The 18,003-nt window shown below is 63.8% G+C and carries 15 protein-coding genes; 5 read left to right on the top strand and 10 right to left on the bottom strand.

What is annotated here, in order from left to right; all coding sequences use genetic code 11:
• Position 1 precedes the first annotated feature (1 nt).
• From E4K64_RS36300 to E4K64_RS36285, 4 genes are read left to right on the top strand one after another with little or no spacing between them, the layout of a single operon-like run.
• Positions 2 to 664: a hydrogenase-4 component E gene (locus E4K64_RS36300; protein ID WP_028138582.1), complete on the top strand. Its 663-nt coding sequence runs from the start codon at positions 2 to 4 to the stop codon at positions 662 to 664.
• Complete coding sequence (locus E4K64_RS36295; RefSeq protein WP_135167489.1) at positions 661 to 2,100, top strand: hydrogenase 4 subunit F; 1,440 nt, start codon at positions 661 to 663, stop codon at positions 2,098 to 2,100. The genes E4K64_RS36300 and E4K64_RS36295 overlap by 4 nt, the downstream gene beginning before the upstream one ends.
• Before the next feature lie 3 nt (positions 2,101 to 2,103).
• Entirely contained in the window at positions 2,104 to 3,618 is a 1,515-nt protein-coding gene (locus tag E4K64_RS36290) for a hydrogenase large subunit (RefSeq protein WP_135167488.1), read from the top strand.
• Positions 3,619 to 3,621: 3 nt separating this feature from the next.
• Positions 3,622 to 4,146 (top strand): NADH-quinone oxidoreductase subunit B family protein, encoded by a 525-nt coding sequence (locus E4K64_RS36285; RefSeq protein WP_135167487.1) that lies wholly within the window; start codon positions 3,622 to 3,624, stop codon positions 4,144 to 4,146.
• A 56-nt stretch (positions 4,147 to 4,202) separates the two neighbouring features.
• Here E4K64_RS36285 and E4K64_RS36280 read toward each other — a convergent pair whose 3' ends face one another.
• The 10 genes from E4K64_RS36280 to E4K64_RS36235 all read right to left on the bottom strand — a co-directional run bounded on the left by E4K64_RS36280 (position 4,203) and on the right by E4K64_RS36235 (position 15,640).
• On the bottom strand, positions 4,203 to 5,486 hold the full coding sequence (locus tag E4K64_RS36280) for a glycerate kinase type-2 family protein (protein WP_135167486.1): 1,284 nt from the start codon (positions 5,484 to 5,486) through the stop codon (positions 4,203 to 4,205).
• A 291-nt stretch (positions 5,487 to 5,777) separates the two neighbouring features.
• The gene (locus tag E4K64_RS36275) at positions 5,778 to 7,007 is read right to left on the bottom strand and encodes an ABC transporter substrate-binding protein (RefSeq protein ID WP_135167485.1); all 1,230 of its coding nucleotides are present in this window, start codon (positions 7,005 to 7,007) and stop codon (positions 5,778 to 5,780) included.
• A 169-nt stretch (positions 7,008 to 7,176) separates the two neighbouring features.
• Positions 7,177 to 8,406: an ABC transporter substrate-binding protein gene (locus tag E4K64_RS36270; protein ID WP_135167484.1), complete on the bottom strand. Its 1,230-nt coding sequence runs from the start codon at positions 8,404 to 8,406 to the stop codon at positions 7,177 to 7,179.
• A 258-nt stretch (positions 8,407 to 8,664) separates the two neighbouring features.
• Positions 8,665 to 9,891, bottom strand: coding sequence for an ABC transporter substrate-binding protein (locus tag E4K64_RS36265; protein WP_135167483.1), 1,227 nt, complete (start codon positions 9,889 to 9,891; stop codon positions 8,665 to 8,667).
• Between the two features lie 120 nt (positions 9,892 to 10,011).
• The gene (locus E4K64_RS36260) at positions 10,012 to 11,247 is read right to left on the bottom strand and encodes an ABC transporter substrate-binding protein (protein ID WP_135167482.1); all 1,236 of its coding nucleotides are present in this window, start codon (positions 11,245 to 11,247) and stop codon (positions 10,012 to 10,014) included.
• A 38-nt stretch (positions 11,248 to 11,285) separates the two neighbouring features.
• Entirely contained in the window at positions 11,286 to 12,305 is a 1,020-nt protein-coding gene (locus tag E4K64_RS36255; protein WP_135167481.1) for a branched-chain amino acid ABC transporter permease, read from the bottom strand.
• 2 nt (positions 12,306 to 12,307) lie between these two features.
• Positions 12,308 to 13,186 (bottom strand): branched-chain amino acid ABC transporter permease, encoded by an 879-nt coding sequence (locus E4K64_RS36250; protein ID WP_135167480.1) that lies wholly within the window; start codon positions 13,184 to 13,186, stop codon positions 12,308 to 12,310.
• A 13-nt stretch (positions 13,187 to 13,199) separates the two neighbouring features.
• Positions 13,200 to 13,913, bottom strand: a complete 714-nt coding sequence (locus E4K64_RS36245) for an ABC transporter ATP-binding protein (protein ID WP_135167479.1) — start codon at positions 13,911 to 13,913, stop codon at positions 13,200 to 13,202.
• On the bottom strand, positions 13,910 to 14,707 hold the full coding sequence (locus E4K64_RS36240) for an ABC transporter ATP-binding protein (protein WP_135167478.1): 798 nt from the start codon (positions 14,705 to 14,707) through the stop codon (positions 13,910 to 13,912). Before E4K64_RS36240 ends, E4K64_RS36245 begins: the two co-directional genes overlap by 4 nt.
• A 66-nt stretch (positions 14,708 to 14,773) precedes the next feature.
• The gene (locus E4K64_RS36235) at positions 14,774 to 15,640 is read right to left on the bottom strand and encodes an IclR family transcriptional regulator (protein ID WP_164718863.1); all 867 of its coding nucleotides are present in this window, start codon (positions 15,638 to 15,640) and stop codon (positions 14,774 to 14,776) included.
• A 130-nt stretch (positions 15,641 to 15,770) separates the two neighbouring features.
• Here E4K64_RS36235 and E4K64_RS36230 point away from each other — a divergent pair, with 130 nt between their 5' ends.
• Positions 15,771 to 17,867 (top strand): 3-hydroxyacyl-CoA dehydrogenase NAD-binding domain-containing protein, encoded by a 2,097-nt coding sequence (locus E4K64_RS36230; protein ID WP_135167477.1) that lies wholly within the window; start codon positions 15,771 to 15,773, stop codon positions 17,865 to 17,867.
• Positions 17,868 to 18,003: the final 136 nt, after the last annotated feature.

Below are 18,003 nucleotides of genomic sequence, written 5' to 3'. Positions count from 1 at the left end.
GATGAGCAGCCTGCAATTCGACATCGCCCATCTGCTCGCCGGCTCCCTCGTGCTGGCGAGCTTCATGATGCTCTATCAGGATCGGCTCTATGCGCTGCTCAACGTCTATGCGCTGCATGCCGGCGTGCTGGCGCTGTCGGTGGGCTGGCAGGCCTATGTGCAGCAGGCGCCGCATCTCTATATCACGGCGCTGATCGCGCTGGTCTTCAAGGCCATCATCATCCCTGTGGCGTTGCACCGGATCATCAAGCGGCTCGGTATCCACCGCGAGATCGAGAACGTGATCGGCATCGGGTTGACGATGATGGCCGGGATAGGCCTCGTCGCGCTGTCGATGGTGGTGATGTTGCGGGTGACGCCGGGCGCCGACGCACTCGCGCGCGAGGATCTCGCCTTCGCGCTGTCGGTGGTGCTGCTGGGGCTCCTGATCATGGTTACGAGACGCAACGCCGTGAGCCAGGTCGTCGGCTTCATGTCGCTGGAGAATGGGCTGGTGCTGGCGGCAACGGGAGCCAAGGGCATGCCGCTGGTGGTCGAGATCAGCGTCGCCTTCTCGGTGCTGATCGCTTTCATCGTGATCGGGATATTCCTGTTCCGCATCCGCGAGCGTTTTGACAGCGTGGACGTGCAGGCGCTCGATCGCTTCCGGGGAGAGCGGCGATGACGATCGATGCGCTCGGTGCGATCCTGCTGATCCCGTCCGTCTCGGCCGCTCTGCTCGCGATCCTGCCTGGCTACATGCTGGCGGCGAAGCTCAACATCGTCGCGGCGCTCGCCACCTTCCTCACCTCGCTGTCCCTGTTCGTGATCGAGCCGGCGTCGGGGCAGTATCTGCTGCTCGACGACCTCAACAAGGTCTTTATAATTCTGACCACCTTCATCGGCTTCACGACCTCGGTCTTCAGCGCGAGCTACATCCACCACGAGATCGAGATCGGGCGGCTGACACCGGCCTTCCTGCGTTTCTATCACGCGATGTACCAGATGCTGATGTTCGCGATGAACCTCGCGCTCGTCGCCAACAATATCGGCCTGATGTGGGTCGCGGTCGAGGTGGCGACGCTGACGACCGTGCTGATGGTCGGCATCTACCGCACCCATGAGGCGCTGGAAGCCGCATGGAAATACTTCATCCTCGGTAGCGTCGGCATCGCGCTCGCGCTGTTCGGCACCATCCTGGTCTATATGGCGGCGCGCCCCGCGGTGGGCGAGGGGCTGGACGGCATGGTATGGACGGTGCTGGTGCAGCACGCCGCACAGTTCGACCCGGCGCTGCTCAACGTCGCCTTCGTCTTCCTCCTGCTGGGCTACGGCACCAAGGTCGGCCTTGCGCCGCTGCACGCCTGGCTGCCGGATGCCCATGCTGAGGGCCCGACGCCGATCTCGGCGGTGCTGTCCGGTCTGTTGCTCAATGTCGCGCTCTATGCACTGCTGCGCTTCAAGATGATGCTCGCGGTCAACTCCGAGGCCATCGCGCCGGGTCCGCTGATGGTGACCATGGGCCTGATCTCGGTGATCTTCGCCGCGCTGATGCTGTACCGGCGCCGCGACATCAAGCGGATGTTCGCCTATTCCTCGATCGAGCATATGGGCATCATCGTCTTCGCCTTCGGCATGGGCGGCCCGCTCGCCAATTTCGCGGCTCTGTTGCACATGGCCATGCATTCGCTGACCAAGTCGGCAATCTTCTTCGCTGTCGGCCATATCGCGCAGGTCAAGGGCACACAGAAGATCGCCGATATCGGCGGCCTCACGACGACCAACCCCGTGCTCGGCTGGGGCCTGATGCTCGGCGTCATCGCCATCGTCGGGCTGCCGCCGTTCGGCATCTTCATGAGCGAGTTTCTGGTGGTGAGCTCGACGTTCGCCCGCGCGCCCTGGCTGACGGTGATCCTGGTGCTCGGCATCATCATCGCGCTCGGCGGGCTCTTCCTGCGGGTCGGCGTGGTGATGTTCGGCGAGCCCAAAGGCAGGACCGCACCGGCGGAAGCCTCCTACGTGCCGATGTTCACACACCTCGGATTGGTGCTGATGGCCGGCATCTATCTGCCGCCGGTGCTGGTCACCGGCTTCCAGAACGTCGCCAAGCTCCTGGGATAAGCGATGGGCATCCTCGACAGCATCCCCCATGTCAAAGCGGTGTCGTCGCACCGGCCCTGGCCGCGCGCCGTCGTGACGGAAGCGGGCTGGCAGGTGGCGATCGATCGGCTGGTCGAGGGGGGCCTCACACTGCTCGGCTTCTGGGGCGAGCCGAGCGCGGTGCATATGGCGATGCTCGATGCAGGCTCGGCCGCGATCGCGGTCGTCACCTACGAGTGTACGGCCGGCACATTTCCAAGCGTCGCCAACCGTCATCCGCCGGCGCTTCGGCTGGAGCGGACCATCCATGATCTGTTCGGGCTTGTTCCGACAGCTGCGCACGATCTGCGGCCGTGGCTCGATCATGACGCCTGGGGCCAATCCTATCCGCTGTCGGCCCGCAACGCCTCGCGCGACGTGCGGCCGTACCAATTCCTGCCGGCGGAGGGCGAGGCGTTGCACCAGGTGGCGGTCGGCCCGGTCCATGCCGGGATCATCGAGCCCGGCCATTTCCGCTTCACCGCCAATGGCGAACATGTGGTGCGGCTGGAGCAGCGGCTCGGCTACACCCACAAGGGCATCGAGTCGCTGATGCAGGGGGCTAGCCTCGAGGCCGCGGCAAAGCTCGCCGGCCGCGCCTCCGGCGACAGCGCCGTCGCCTACGTCTTCGCCTTTGCGTGTGCCGTGGAAGCAGCACTGCAGATCGAGGCGCCGAGGCGAGCGAGCCTCTTGCGGGCGCTGATGGCGGAGCTGGAGCGGCTTGCCAATCATCTGGGCGACATCGGGGCCATCTGCAACGACGCTTCGTTCGCGCTGATGCATGCCCAGACCGGCGTTCTGCGTGAGCGTTGCCTGCGCGCTGCGGACGTCGCGTTCGGCCATCGCCTGATGATGGACGTCATCGTGCCCGGTGGCGTGAGGCGTGACATTGCGCCGGACGGCGTTTCCGCGCTACGCGCGCTGCTCGCGGAGCTACGCAAGGTCTTTCCGCGCTTGATCGAACTCTACGACAATACGGCGTCCTTGCAGGACCGCACCGTCACCACAGGCATCGTGAAGGCGGAATATGCGCGCCAGTTCGGCGCCGGCGGCTTTGTCGGCCGCGGCTCGGGCCGCGATTTTGATGCGCGGCGGGCGCTGGCCTACATGCCTTACGACGCGCTGTCGTTCGAGGTGCCGGTTCTACAGGCCGGTGACGTGAATGCGCGGGTCTGGATCCGAATTCGCGAGGTCGAGCAGAGCGTCTCGTTGATCGAGCAGATTCTCGACCGGCTTGGGCCGGGCGAACTCGAGACCGCGCTGCCAGCCCGGAGCGGCGGCGGTGCCTGTGAGGGCATGGCGCTCACCGAGGCCTTCCGCGGCGACGTTCTGGTGTGGCTGCGGCTCGACGGCGAGTTGCGTGTCGACCGCTGCCACCTGCGCGACGCCTCGTGGTTCCAGTGGCCGCTGCTGGAAACCGCGATTGACGGCAACATCATTGCCGACTTCCCGCTTTGCAACAAATCGTTCAACTGTTCCTATTCGGGCGTGGACCTCTAAGCCATGCGCAAGACCCTGCTCGAAAGCCTCACCCATGGTTCGCTGACGGAGCCCGCTCCGGCGTCGGATGGTTCGGCGTTGGCCGAGCTTGCAGCGAAGGTCGACCGAGCTGCCCAGGCCCGGCTGGGGCGTTCTCTTGCCATTCGCGAGGTCGATGCCGGATCGTGTAACGGCTGCGAGCTGGAGATCCACGCGCTTTCCAACGCCTTCTACGACATCGAACGTTTCGGCCTGCGCTTCGTCGCCTCGCCACGCCATGCCGACGTGCTGCTGGTCACGGGTCCCGTGACGAAGAACATGCAGGAAGCGCTGGAGCGGACCTACAACGCGACGCCAGATCCGAAATGGGTCGTCGCGGTCGGCGCTTGTGCGGTCGATGGCGGCATTTTCAGAGACAGCTACGCCTGCGTCGGTGGCGTATCCGAGACCGTTCCGGTGGATCTGCACATCAGGGGCTGCCCGCCGTCACCGACGGACTTGCTGAAGGGCCTGCTCGCGCTGCTGGAGCACGTCGGCGGCAAACGCTAAGCCGCCCACGCGCCGTCGCTGCGAATGTCCCGGATTCGCTTCCGCACGGGACGAGCCTAATCCACCAGGATGACCCTGATGTCATTGACGTTGGTCAGCGTCGGACCCGGCAGCAGCAGGTCGCCGGTGGCCTCGAAGAACGCGGTGGCGTCGTTGTTGTCCAGATATTCCTGCGGCTTCAGCCCCTGCGCCTTCATCCTGGCGAATGTCGCCGCGTCGATCAGCGCACCGGCGGGGTCGGTGGGGTGGCCGGCACCGCCATCGGCGCCGTCGGTATCGCCTGCCAGCGCCGAAACGTCCGGCGTGTCTTTGAGCAGGTTGGCCAGCTCCAGCGCGTATTCCTGGTTCGGCCCACCGCGCCCCTGGCCGCGCACGGTCACCGTGAGCTCGCCGCCGGACAGGATCGCAAGGCGCCTGCCTTGCGCGCGCGCGTCCAGCGCCAGTCTGGCGTGCGCGGCGGCAACCTCGCGCGCCTCGCCTTCGAGGTCGGCGCCGAGGTCGATGGTCTCGTAGCCGGATTCGCGCGCGAGCTTTACCGCGGCGTCGAGCGACTGCTTGGGCCGCGCGATCAGTTCGAAACGCGCGCGCGCGAAGGCGGCATCGTCGGGCTTGCAGCTTTCGTTGGCGGGATCGTCGAGCGCGATGCGGACGGCATCGTCGATGCCGAGCTTGTATTTCGCGACGATGGCGCGTGCGTCCGCCAGCGTGGTCGGATCGGGCACGGTCGGGCCGGAAGCGATTGCGGAAGGATCGTCATGCGGCACGTCCGAGATCGCGAGCGTCACGATCTCGGCGGCATTCTTGCCGGCGCGCGCCAGCCGGCCGCCCTTGATCCGCGACAGATGTTTCCGGACAATATTCATCTCGCCGATCGGCGCGCCCGAGCGCAGCAGCGCCTTGTTGACCGCCTGCTTCTGCGCGAAGCTGATGCCCTCGCTCGGCGCGATCCAGTTGGCCGAGCCGCCGCCGGTGAGCAGCACCAGGAGCAGATCGTCCGGACCGGCCTCGCCTGCGAGCGCGAGCGTGTCGGCGGCGCCCTTCAGGCCGGCCTCGTCCGGCACGGGATGACCGGCTTCGACCACGCGGATGCGGCGCGTCGGCACGCCGTAGCCGTGGCGCGTGGTGGCGATGCCGACGAGGCGTTCGGGCGCGAGCTGGAGCGTGTCGAGATAGTGCCGCTCGGCCGCCGCGGCCATGGCGCCAGCGCCCTTGCCGGCGGCGAGGCAGATCACGCGTCCTTTGGGCGCGGGCGGCAAGTGCGGCGCCAGCACCACATTGGGATGAGCGGCGGCGACGGCGGCGTCATAGAGTGCGCGGAGCAGGGGGCGTCGATCGGTCATCACGAAAGGCCTTGAGCAGACGGAACAAGCTGGCGGTCACGCCGCTCACATGCCTATCGCATCAGGCGCAAAAGCGTAAGCGGCCACAGCCATTATTCGATTGTGCAATCGCGTCATCATGATCGGCGCGCAAGCAAAAACCCCCTGCGCGGTCGGCGCAGGGGGCGTGGCATTGGCAAGTCGCGCGGGGCTAAAGCATGATCCGGAAAAGTGCGCAGCGGTTTTCCGAAAAGATCATGCTTAAACAACAACCTAAAGCGCGATGACGATTCATCCTAATCGCATCGCGCTTTAGCCGCCGGCGTCGGCGCTGATCACGTCGCCGAACAGGTCCCACTTCTCGCCCTTGAACTTCATGAGCTGAAGCGAGCTGATCGGTGCGAAGTCGTTCGGGCCGGTGTTGATCTTGATGCCGGGCAGCAGCACTTCGGTGCGGAAGTCCTTCAGGCTCGCCGCCTGCTTCATGACGTTCGCGCGCGTGAGGTCGTCGCCGCACTTCTTCAACACTTCCACCAGGGTCTGCGCCACGCCGTAGCCGACGATGGTGCCGCCGTCGAGCTTGTCGCCTTCAGGGAAGTACTTCGTCATGAACTCCAGGAAGGCCTTCATGCCGGCGTCGTCCTTCCACTGCGGGTCGGACACGTCCTTCAGATAGGCGGCCGAGATGATGTCTTGCGAATTCTCGAAGCCGGCGGGCTTGATCACGCTGCCGACCGAGGCCGAGACGTTGTTGAGGAAGTGGGTCGGCTTCCAGCCGATTTCGGAGATCTTCTTGATCGCCTGCGCCGCGAACTTGGGCGTGGTGATGTTGATGAAGACGTCGGCGCCGGTCGCCTTCAGCTTGACGATGTGATTGTCGATCGTCGGCTCCGACGTCTCGTAGCTTTCCTCGAGCACGATCATGCTCGCGGCCTTGGCGCCGAGGCCGTCCTTCAAACCCTTCAGGTAGTCCTTGCCGTAATCGTCGTTCTGGTAGAGCACACCGATCTTGGCGTTCGGCATGGCCTTCATGATGTATTTCGCGTAGATCTGCGTCTCGCTCTGGTAGTTGGGTTGCCAGCCCATCGTCCAGGGGAAATTCTGCGGATCGTTCCACTTGGTGGCGCCGGTCGCGACGAACAGCTGCGGCACCTTCTTCGAGTTCATGTATTTCTGGATCGCCGAGTTCGGCGGCGTACCGAGCGAGTTGAAAATGAGCAGCACTTCATCGCTCTCGACCAGCTTGCGCGCCTGCTCAACCGTCTTCGGCGGCGAATAGGCGTCGTCGTAGGAGACGAAATTGATCTTGCGGCCGTTGATGCCGCCCTCGTCATTGACCTTCTTGAAATAGGCGGCTTCGGTCCGCCCGATGACGCCGTAGGCGGAGGCCGGTCCGCTGTAGGGCATGATGTTGCCGATCTTGATCTCGGTATCGGTCGCGCCGGTATCGTATTTTTTCTGGGCCGACGCGGTGGATGTCGTAGCTGCGAAGAGCGCAAGCGCTAGTGACGCGGCGGCAATTTTGCCGGTGACAGCAGGCATTCCAATCTCCCTGTTTTTTCTTGGTGTGTGCGTCCGTTTTCTTGTGCTGCTTGTTTTTGGCGACGCGGCTGCAATTCAATACGATTTACCGGGAAGCTTCAAGGAAAAGCCCCCCGGGCAGGGCCGAGGGGCTTGCTTCTTTAGTAGCCATTGGTGCCGGCCGGCCTCTTCAACCGCCCGCGTCGCTGCTGATGACGTCGCCGAACAGTTCCCATGTCTCGCCCTTCAATCGCTGCAGCTGCAATTGGGAGATCGGAGCGAAGTCGCTGGCACTGGTGTTAACCTTCACGCCCGGCAGCAGGCCAACAGGCTCGAAGTCCCTGAGGCTGGCCGCCTGCTTCATGACATTCTCACGTGACAGATTGTCGCCGCATGCTTTGAGTACCTGCACCAGGCCCTGAGACACGATGAAGCCGTACATCACCGCCCCGTCGGCCCGGTTGGCCTCGGGATAGTATTTGTCCAGAAAGTCGTTCCACGCCTTCATCGCAGCATCATTCTTCCATTGCGGATCGGTCGGATCCTTGAAGTACGCAGAGGAGATGATGTCCTGCGCGGCCTCGAAGCCGGCCGGCTTGATGACGCTCCCGATATTGGCCGAGACGTTGTTGAGGAAATGCAGCGGCTTCCAGCCGAGTTCGGCGTTCTTCTTGATCGCCTGCGCCGCGAATTTCGGCGTGGTGATGTTGATGAAGACGTCGGCGCCCGTGGCCTTCAATCTCACGATGTGCGAGTCGATGGTCGGTTCGGAGACCTCATAACTGTCCTCGATGACAATCATCGAGGCTGCCTTGGCTCCCAGTCCGTCCTTGAAGCCCTTCAGATAATCCTTGCCGTAATCGTCGTTCTGATACAGCACCGCGATCTTGGCGTCGGGTTTGTTCTTCAGGATATACTTCGCGTAGATGATCGTCTCGCTCTGGTAGTTGGGTTGCCAGCCCATCGTCCACGGGAAGTTCTGCGGGTCGTTCCACTTGGTGGCGCCAGTGGCGACGAACAGCTGAGGCACCTTCTTCTGGTTCAGGTATTTCTGGATCGCCGTGTTCGGCGGCGTACCGAGCGAATTGAAGATCAGCAGCACCTCGTCGCTCTCGACCAGCTTGCGCGCCTGCTCCACGGTTTTGGGCGGCGAGTAGCCGTCGTCATAGCTGACGAAGTTGATCTTGCGGCCGTTGATGCCGCCTTCGGCGTTGACCTTGCGGAAATACGCCTCCTCGGTCTTGCCGATCACGCCGTAGGCGGAGGCCGGTCCGCTGTAGGGCATGATATTGCCGATCTTGATTTCGGTGTCGGATGCGCCGGTGTCGTATTTCTTCTGCGCGAACGCTGTCGTGGACAGAGTGGCAGTCAGTACGAGGGCGGCCGAGAAGGCCCCCAATCGCACATGCATTGCAGGCATCTTGCTCTCCCTAGCTCGGTTTGAATGTGTCGATTGTTCTTGTTGGGAGCGATCATTGCGCGCCGCTCTGACACGCATTGAATACCCTTCTCAGGCGCCCAGCAAGGACGACACCCGCCGCCGCCGTCGCGGCGAGGTGCTTCTTTTTCGAGGGGATGCGGAATATTCCGGCGGGCGAGATGAAGCGGGTCGTTGCTCAGCTGCGCATAGGTTGTGTTGTAAAATCTGAATTATTTTAAATTGCGAAATTGTGCGGCTTCAATGTCCCATCTCGCTGGAGATGACGTCGCCGAACAGCTCCCATTTCCGGCCCTTGAAGCGCATCATCTGCAACTGCTCGATTGGGGCGAAATTGTCCGGCGCGGTGTTGATCTTGATGCCGGGCAGCAGCGTGTCGGGTTCGAAATCCTTCAAGGAAGCCGCTTGCTTCATGACGTTCTCGCGGGTGAGATCGTCGCCGCACATCTGCAACACCTTCACCATGGTCTGCGCGGCGGCATAGCCGAACACGACGCCGGCATCGAGCTTGTTGGCTTTGGGATTGTACTTCGCGAGGAAGTCATAGAACCGCTTCATGCCGTCATCGGCATTCCACTGCGGATCGGAGCCGTCCTTCATGTAGGTCGCCGACAGGATGCCTTGGGATATCTCTAGGCCGGCCGGTTCGATCACGCCGCCGACGGAGGCCGAGACGTTGGAGACGATGTGGACCGGATGCCAGTTGATCTCCGCCGCCTTCTTGATCGCCTGCGCGGCGAATTTCTGGGTGGTGATGCTGATGAAGACGTCGGCGCCCGAGGCCTTGAGCTTCACGACGTGCTCGTCGATCGTGGGCTCGGAGGTATCGTAGGACTCCTGCAGCACGATCATCGAGGCTTTGGCGCCGAGGCCGTCCTTCAACCCCTTCAGATAGTCCTTGCCGAAATCGTCGTTCTGGTAGAGCACGCCGATCTTTCCGTCCGGCTTCTCCTTCATGATGTACTTGGCGTAGATGCGCGCCTCGCCGGCGTAGCTCGGTTGCCAGCCCATGGTCCAGGGATATTGCTTCGGGTCGTTCCACTTCGAGGCTCCGCTCGCGACGAACAATTGCGGCACCTTCTTCTCGTTCATGTATTTGCGGATGGCGCTGTTGGTGGAGGTGCCGAGCGAGCCGAAGATCAGGAGCACCCCGTCGCTCTCGACCAGCTTGCGCGCCTGCTCCACCGTCTTCGGCGGCGAATAGGCGTCGTCGTAGGAGATGAACTTGATCTTGCGGCCGTTGACGCCGCCCTCGGCATTGATCTTGTTGAAATAGGCTTCCTCGACCTTGCCGATCGCGGCATAGGCCGAAGCAGGGCCGCTATAGGGCATGATGTTGCCGATCTTGATCTCGGTATCGGAGGCGCCGGTGTCGTATTTGTTCTGCGCCAGTGCCGGGCTGCCCATTGCAGTGCACAATGCGACTGTGGCCAGAAGCGCCGCAACCTGACGTCGAACGGCAGTCATCATTCTCCCACCCCGAGTTGGATCGGCGCCGCATTGAACAAGATTGACGCGCGACGTCAACAAAAAGCCCCCGCGATCGCTCGTGGGGGCTTCTTGGGCTCGGACTATTACGTCAGCGTGTCACTCGGAGGCGACGTCGCCGCTGATGATCTCACCGAATAGTTCCCACTTCTCACCCTTGAACCGCTGCATCTGGAGCTGCGAAATCGGGGCGAAGTCGGTGGGGCCGGTGTTGATCTTGACGCCGGGCAGGAGCGTGTCCGGCGCAAAATCCTTCAACGAAGCCGCCTGCTTCATCAGATTGGCGCGGGTCAGATCGTCGCCGCACATTTCCAGGACCTTGGCCAGGGTCGAGGCTGCACCGTAGCCGTAGACCATGGCGGTGTCGGTCTTGTCGGCGCCGGGCATGTACTTGTCGACGAACTCATTCCACTTCTTCATGCCGGGATCGTTGGCCCATTGCGGGTCGGTGGAGTCCTTGGCATAGGCCGCCGACAGCACGCCCTGCGCCGCATCGAATCCGGCCGGCTTCATCACGCTGCCGACCGAGATCGACACGTTGGTGAGGATCTGCAGCGGCTTCCAGCTGAGCTCGGCCGTCTTCTTGATGGTCTGGGCCGCGAACTTCGGCGTCGCATAGATCAGGAGCACGTCGGGATTGGCGGCCTTGATCTTGACGATGTGGCCGTCGACCGACGGCTCCGACACCTCATAGCTCTCTTCCATGACGATCATGGACGAGGCCTTGGCGCCGAGGCCGTCCTTGGTGCCCTTGAGGTAGTCTTTGCCGAAATCGTCGTTCTGATAGAGGATCGCGACCTTGGCGTCGGGCTTTTCCTTCATCAGCCATTTGGCATAGATCTGGGCCTCGCTCTGGTAGGAGGGCTGCCAGCCGATGGTCCAGGGGAAGTTCTTCGGATCGTTCCACTTGGTGGCGCCGGTGGCGACGAACAGCTGCGGAATCTTCTTGGCGTTGAGATATTTCTGGATCGCGCTGTTCGAGGGCGTGCCGAGCGGGTTGAACACGGCCAGCACCTCGTCGCTCTCGACGAGCTTGCGCACCTGCTCGACCGCCTTCGGCGGCGAATAGGCATCGTCATAGGTGACGAAGTTGATCTTGCGGCCGTTGATGCCGCCCTTGTCGTTGATCATCCGGAAATAGGCTTCCTCGGTCTTGCCGATGATGCCGTAGGCCGATGCCGGACCGCTGTACGGCATGATGTTGCCGATCTTGATCTCGGTATCGGACGCGCCGGTGTCGTATTTCTTCTGGGCGAGTGCAGCGCCGGAGGTGAGGGCAATGGCCGCCGTTGCCGCGACCAGCGCGGCGGCTCGCAGTGTTCTTCCAAATCGCAATTCGGTCTCCTTGGTTTAAACAACAGTCTTCGAGTGTTTCAGTTTCTTCTGAGCTTGCCGGCGAATTGCTGGCCCAGGATCGCGATCTGCCTTGCGCCATGCGGCACGAGGTAGATGACCAGGAACAGCAGCACGCCGAACACCGCGCCGGAAAGGCCCTTGGAAATGCTTTCCGCCATGTTCGGCACGAAGATGATGAAGGCCGCGCCGACGAACGAGCCGGGCAGCCAGCCGACGCCGCCGACCACCATGCCGAGGAACAGCGAGATCGCCAGCGTGATGGTGTAGCTGTCGGGCGCCACGAACTGCACCGCGATGGCGCCGAGCGAGCCGGCGACGCCGGTGATGCCGGCGGACACGCCGAAGGCCAGCGTCTTGTACAAGGCGACGTTGACACCCATCGAGGAGGCCGCGATCTCGTTGTCGCGGATCGCCATGAAGGCGCGGCCGGAGCGGGAGCGCAGCAGGTTGACCGAGAAGACGTAGATCGCGACCGTCACGATCAGCGTGAAATAGTACAGCCACATGTCCTGCGACATCGGCAGGCCGAACGGCGCGTCCGGCTTGGTGACAACGAGGCCCTGCACGCCGCCGGTCCAGTGCTCGAGGAAGTTCAGCTTCAAGAGCTGCGGCATCGCGGTGGCGAGCGCGAAGGTCGCGAGCGCGAGATAGACGCCCGACAGCCTCAGCGCCGGCTTGCCGAACAGGTAGCCGAAGCCGAAGCAGACCGCCGCGGAAACCGGAATTGTCAGCGCGTAATTGACGTTGAAGTACTCCATCAGCACCGCCGACGTATAGGCGCCGACGGCGTAGAACGCGCTCTGGCCGAGCGAGAACTGGCCGGAGCCGCCGGTCAGGATGTTCAGCGCCAGCACCGCCAGCCCGTAGATCAGGAGCATCGTCATCTGGAAGATGATGAAGTTCTTGACGAACACCGGCACGACCAACAACACCGCCAGCACCAACAGCGAGGTGCCCGTGCCCAGCGTCATCGCCCGCTTCGGAACGGCCTCGACCGCCTGGTGGCCTTCTGCAACGACTTCTTCTGCAGCGCTCATGATCAAACTCGCTTGACGATGTGCCGGCCGAACAGGCCGGCGGGTTTGACGACCAGGACGGAGATGATCAGCGCGAGCGCGATCGGGAGTTTCAGCTCGTTGCCGACGCCGGGGATGTAGGTGCCGGCGAGGTTCTCGAAGATGCCGACCAGGAAGCCGCCGACCACGGCGCCGAACGGGCTCGACAGCCCGCCGAGCACCGCGGCGGCGAAGCCGTAGATCAAGACGCCGCCCATCATGTTGGGCTCCAGGAACACCACCGGTGCGATCAGCATGCCGGCGATCGAGCCGATCGCGGTCGCCATGCCCCAGCCGAGCGCGATCATCCAGCTCGTGTTGATGCCGACCAGGCGGGCCGATTCAGGCACCGAGGCCGCCGCACGCATCGCCAGACCGATCCGCGTGTACTGGAAGAAGAAGTAGAGGCCGAGCAGCAGCAGCACGGTGACGCCGATCATGCCGGCCTGGTGGGTCGAGATCAGCTGGCTGCCCAGGAACGGCGAGGAGCCGAACGGGGTCGGGTACTGCTTGATGGTGAAGTCCCAGATCAGGCCGGCCGAGGAGTTGATGATCGCGAACAGTGCGATGAAGCCGGCAACGTTGGTCAGCACCGGCGCTTTCACCAGCGGCTTGAACAGGATGCGCTCGATCGCGATTCCGGCGACGAAGGAGAATGCCAGCGTGATCAGGAAGGCGGCCCAATAGGACACGCCCCATTGCATCAGCTGCCAGGAGATGAAGGTCGAGAACATCGCCATCTCGCCTTGCGCGAAGTTGAGATGGTCGATGGCCTGGTAGATCATCACCACGGCCAGCGCCATGCAGGCGTAGATCGCGCCCGTGGCAATGCCGGCCAGGACCTGGTTGGTAAACAGTTCCATTGTCCCGGCTCCCTCAGTAACCCAGATAGGATTTGCGGATTTCTTCGTTGTTCGCGATGTCCTTGGCCTTGCCTGACATCACGATGCGGCCGGTCTCGATCACATAGGCCTGGTCGGCGAGCTCAAGTGCGAGCTGGGCGTTCTGCTCGACCACCAGGATCGAGACCTTGTCCTCGCGATTGATCTTGCCGAGGATGCCGAACAGGTCGCGCACCACCAGCGGCGCGAGGCCGAAGGACGGCTCGTCCAGCAGCATCAGTCGTGGCCGCAGCATCAGGGCACGGGCGACCGCGAGCATCTGCTGCTCGCCGCCGGACAGCGTGCCGGCCTGCTGGGTGTGGCGCTGCTTCAGCACCGGGAAATGCGCGTACATGCGCTCGATGTCGGAGATAATGCCGGCGCTGTCCTTGCGGGTGATGGCCCCGAGCTGGAGGTTCTCCTCCACGGTCATGGTGGTGAAGGTGCCGCGGCCCTGCGGCACGTGGGCGATGCCGAACCGCACGATGCTCTCGGTGGAGCGGTTGTTCAGCGGCTTGCCGTCGAACTCGATGCCGCCGGTCGAGCGCACCATGTTGCAGATCGCGCGCAGCGTGGTGGTCTTGCCGGCGCCGTTGGCGCCCAAGAGCGTCGTCAGCGAGCCTTCGTTGAGCGAGAAGGACAGGCCGTGGAGCGCCTGGACCTGGCCGTAATAGGCGCGCAGGTCCTTGACGGTGAGAAGTGTCGTCATTGGTCCTTGCTCCCGAGATAGGCCTTGATGACGTCGGGGTCCGCCTGCACCTGGGCGGGCGTGCCCTCCGCGAGCTTCTTGCCGAAGTTCAGCGCGACCACGTGGTCGGCGATCGACATCACGAGGCCCATGTGGTGCTCGACCAGCAGCACGGTCATGTGGCGCTCGTCGCGGATGCGGCGGATCAGGTCGCCGAGCACATGGACCTCCTCGTGATTGAGGCCGCCGGCGGGCTCGTCGAGCAGCAGGATCTTCGGATCGGCCGCGAGCGCGCGCGCCAGCTCGACGCGCTTCTGCGTGCCGAAGGGCAGGCCGGACACGACGGTGTGGGCGACGTCCTCGAGCTCGAGATAGGCGAGGATCTCGTGCACCTTCTTGTTGACGTCGGTCTCGCTGCGGCGAATCCAGGCCAGGCGCAGCGAGTCGCTGATGATGTCGCTGGAGGTCCGGGCGTGCGTTCCGACGCGAACGTTGTCCATCACCGAAAGGTTGGGAAACAGCGCCACGTTCTGGAAGGTGCGGCCGATGCCGATCTCGGCGATCCGGTGCGGCGGCCGCGACAGGATGCTTACGCCATCCATCAGGATGTCGCCGGACGAGGGCTGATACAGCCGGGACAGACAGTTGAACAGCGTGGTCTTGCCGGCGCCGTTGGGGCCGATCAAGCCGAGGATCTGGCCCTTGTGCATGTCAAAGGACACGCCGTTGAGCGCGACAATGCCGCCGAACACGACGCTGACGTCGCGAACCGCGAGCAGGGGCGATGTCCCCTGCGCGAGCTGTGCCTGCGTCATCTCGTCTCGCTCACGTCGTTCGATGAGCGAAGGGGCGATGCGAACCGCTCCCGACGATGACAAAGGCTATCTGATCCCCTCGGGCACACGCGCAACTTTTCCTCCTGATTTCAGCTTTTTGCTGACGTCTTTTTTGGAATGCGGCATCAGACCCCCGAGCGCCGCTTCGATGTTCCTTACCATCGCCAAGAGGCGCGGTCCAATGTCGTTGATCAAACGCTCTTCCGTGAAGCGGAATGCGGGGGCGCCGCAATTGAATGCGTAAGGTCCGGTTCCGTCGTTGAGCTTGAGCGCAACGCCGGCGGCGCCGATGTCGTCGTGCCAGTCGCCAACCGAAATCGCAAAACCGTATTTCGCGACGGTTTCGCCGGAGCGCTCCAGCCCGTCGCGCATCTTTGCCCAGCGGCTGCCGTAGTGTTCGCGCAACAGACGCGACAACTCCGCGCGGTCGGCGTCGTCGAGCGCCCAGAAATAGGCACGGCCCATCGCACTGGTTGCAATCGGAACGCGGGAGCCGACGTCAAGTTGAACGCCGACCGTCTCGCTGCCGCGGCTTTGCCCGAAATAGATCATGCTGTGACGGTCGCGGCCGCCGACCGCGACGGCGCCGCCGGTCGCGCGCATCACTTCCTCGCGGAACGGCTCGGACAAATGCCGAACGCCGAGATTGGCGAGCGCGGCGTAGCCGAGCGACATCGCGGCGGGTGTGAGCTGGTACTTCTCGAAGCGGGGAACCGGCGCGAGATAACCCAGCTTGGTCAGGGTGTAGGTCAGGCGCGACACCGTCGGCTTCGGCAAGTTGGTGCGCGCCGCGATCTCCTGATTGCCGAGAAGGCCGTCGTTCGGGTGGAATGCTCGCAATACGTCCAGTCCGCGGGAAAGCGCGACGACGAAATTCCGATCGGTCGCTGTCTTCTTTCCTGTACGCTTCATCCCTGATCTGCTTCTTGCGCGGAGTCGTTGACAACGTCCGTGCTTCAAAATAACCCTGCCGTCAAGATGCGGAATTAAATTCCGCACCGCGAAATCGAACAAAAGCAATCCCCACCAAGGAGGGAACACCGTGAGCGAAGTGGTCAAGCTTGAGCGTCATGACGAAGTCGGCATCGTCACGGTCGACAGCCCGCCGGTCAACGCACTGAGTGCCGCGGTCCGCGGTGGAATCCTGGAGTGCATCAAGGCCGCAATCGCCGATCCCGCCATCAAGGGCATCGTGCTGACCTGCGCCGGCCGCACCTTCATCGCCGGCGCCGACATCACCGAGTTCGGCAAGCCGCCGAAGCCGCCCGCCCTCAACGACGTGCTGTCCGAGATCGAGAACTCGCCGAAGCCGGTGGTCGCCGCGATCCACGGCACGGCGCTCGGCGGTGGCCTCGAGGTCGCGCTCGCCTGTCATTTCCGCGTCGCGGTGAAAGAAGCCAAGCTCGGCCTGCCCGAGGTGAAGCTCGGCCTGCTGCCGGGCGCCGGCGGCACCCAGCGGCTGCCACGCGCGGTGGGTCCTGAGCTCGCGGTCAAGATGATCGTCGGCGGCGATCCCATCGGTGCCGCGGAAGCGCTCAAGAACGGCCTGATCGAGGAGATCATCGAGGGACCGGCATCGGGCGGCGAAGCTTTCGTGCGCAAGCTCATCGCGGAGAAACGTCCGCTGCGGCGTCTGCGCGACGACGATTCCAAGATCGCGGCCGCCAAGGCCGACCGCACGATCTTCACCAACGCGGTCGCCGCCATGACCAAGAAGTCGCGCGGCCTGGAGGCGCCGTTCGCCGCCGCCGACGCTGTGGGCTACGCCATTGACCTACCCTTCGACGAAGGTCTGAAGAAGGAGCGCGAGGGCTTCCTGAAGCTCGTCGCCAGCGACCAGTCCAAGGCGCAGCGCTACGCCTTCTTCGCCGAGCGCGAAGCCGCCAAGATCGCGGGCGTTCCTGAAGGCACCAAGTCGCGTCCCGTGAACCGCGTCGCCATCCTCGGCGCCGGCACCATGGGCGGCGGCATCGCGATGTCCTTTGCCAATGCCGGCATCCCCGTCACCCTGATCGAGACCGCCGAGGAGCAGCTCAAGCGCGGCATGGGCATCATGCAGAAGAACTGGGAAGCGACCGCGGCGCGCGGCGGCATCCCGGCAGACGCGCCCGCCAAGCGCATGGCGCTGATCAACGGCGTCGTCGGCATCGAGAATGTCGGCGATGCCGACCTCGTCATCGAAGCCGTGTTCGAGACCATGGCGGTGAAGAAGGAGGTGTTCGGCAAGCTCGACCAGTACGCCAAGCAGGGCGCCGTGCTCGCCTCCAACACCTCGTACCTGAACATCGACGAGATCGCGAAGTCGACCAGGCGTCCGCAGGACGTGCTCGGCATGCACTTCTTCTCGCCGGCCAACGTCATGAAGTTGTGCGAGATCGTGCGCGCCGACAAGACCGCGCCGGACGCCCTCGTGACGGCCGTCAACATCGCGCGCAAGATCGCAAAGGTGCCGGCCGTGGTCGGCGTCTGCGACGGCTTCGTCGGCAACCGCATGCTGGCCCAGCGCGGCAAGCAGTCGGAGAAGCTCTTGTTCGAGGGAGCCCTGCCGCAGCAGGTCGATGCCGTCGTCACCAAGTTCGGCATGCCGATGGGCCCGTTCGCGATGGGCGACCTCGCCGGCCTCGACATCGGCTGGCGCTCGCGCAAGGACCGCGGCATCAAGTCGGAGATTGCGGATGCGCTGTGCGAAGCCGGCCGCTTCGGCCAGAAGACCGGCAAGGGCTACTACAAGTATGAGGCCGGCTCCCGCGCGCCGCTGCCCGATCCCGAGGTCGAGAAGCTGATCGACGAGACGCTTGCTCGTCTCGGCCGCAAGAAGCGCGTCGTCAGCGACGAGGAGATCCTCGAGCGCATGATGTATCCGATGATCAACGAGGGCGCGAAGATCCTGGAAGAGGGCATCGCGGCACGTCCCTCCGACATCGACGTGGTCTGGCTCTACGGCTATGGCTGGCCGATCTACCGCGGCGGCCCGATGTTCTGGGCCGACAGCGTCGGCCTCAAGCACATCGCCGATCGTCTGGCCTTCTACGCCAAGGAGACCAACGATCCGAGCCTCGAGCCCGCGCCGCTGCTGAAGAAGCTCGCGGCGGAAGGCAAGACCTTCGCCTCGCTCGCCGCGGCGTCGAAAGCGGCGTGATCGGATTGGGATCGGTGGCTACGATGAGTCGTTCCGGGCGACGCTCTCTCCGTTCCCTCCCCCCTTGCGGGGGAGGGGCAGGGAGGGGGGTAGCCCCGGGCGAGGTCAGCGTTTGTGGCTACCCCCTTCCCCAACC

It is taken from the genome of Bradyrhizobium frederickii (assembly GCF_004570865.1).
Lineage (GTDB): Bacteria > Pseudomonadota > Alphaproteobacteria > Rhizobiales > Xanthobacteraceae > Bradyrhizobium > Bradyrhizobium frederickii.
Note: the sequence above shows the minus strand (reverse complement) of the source record. Positions and strands in the feature narration are given on the sequence as shown.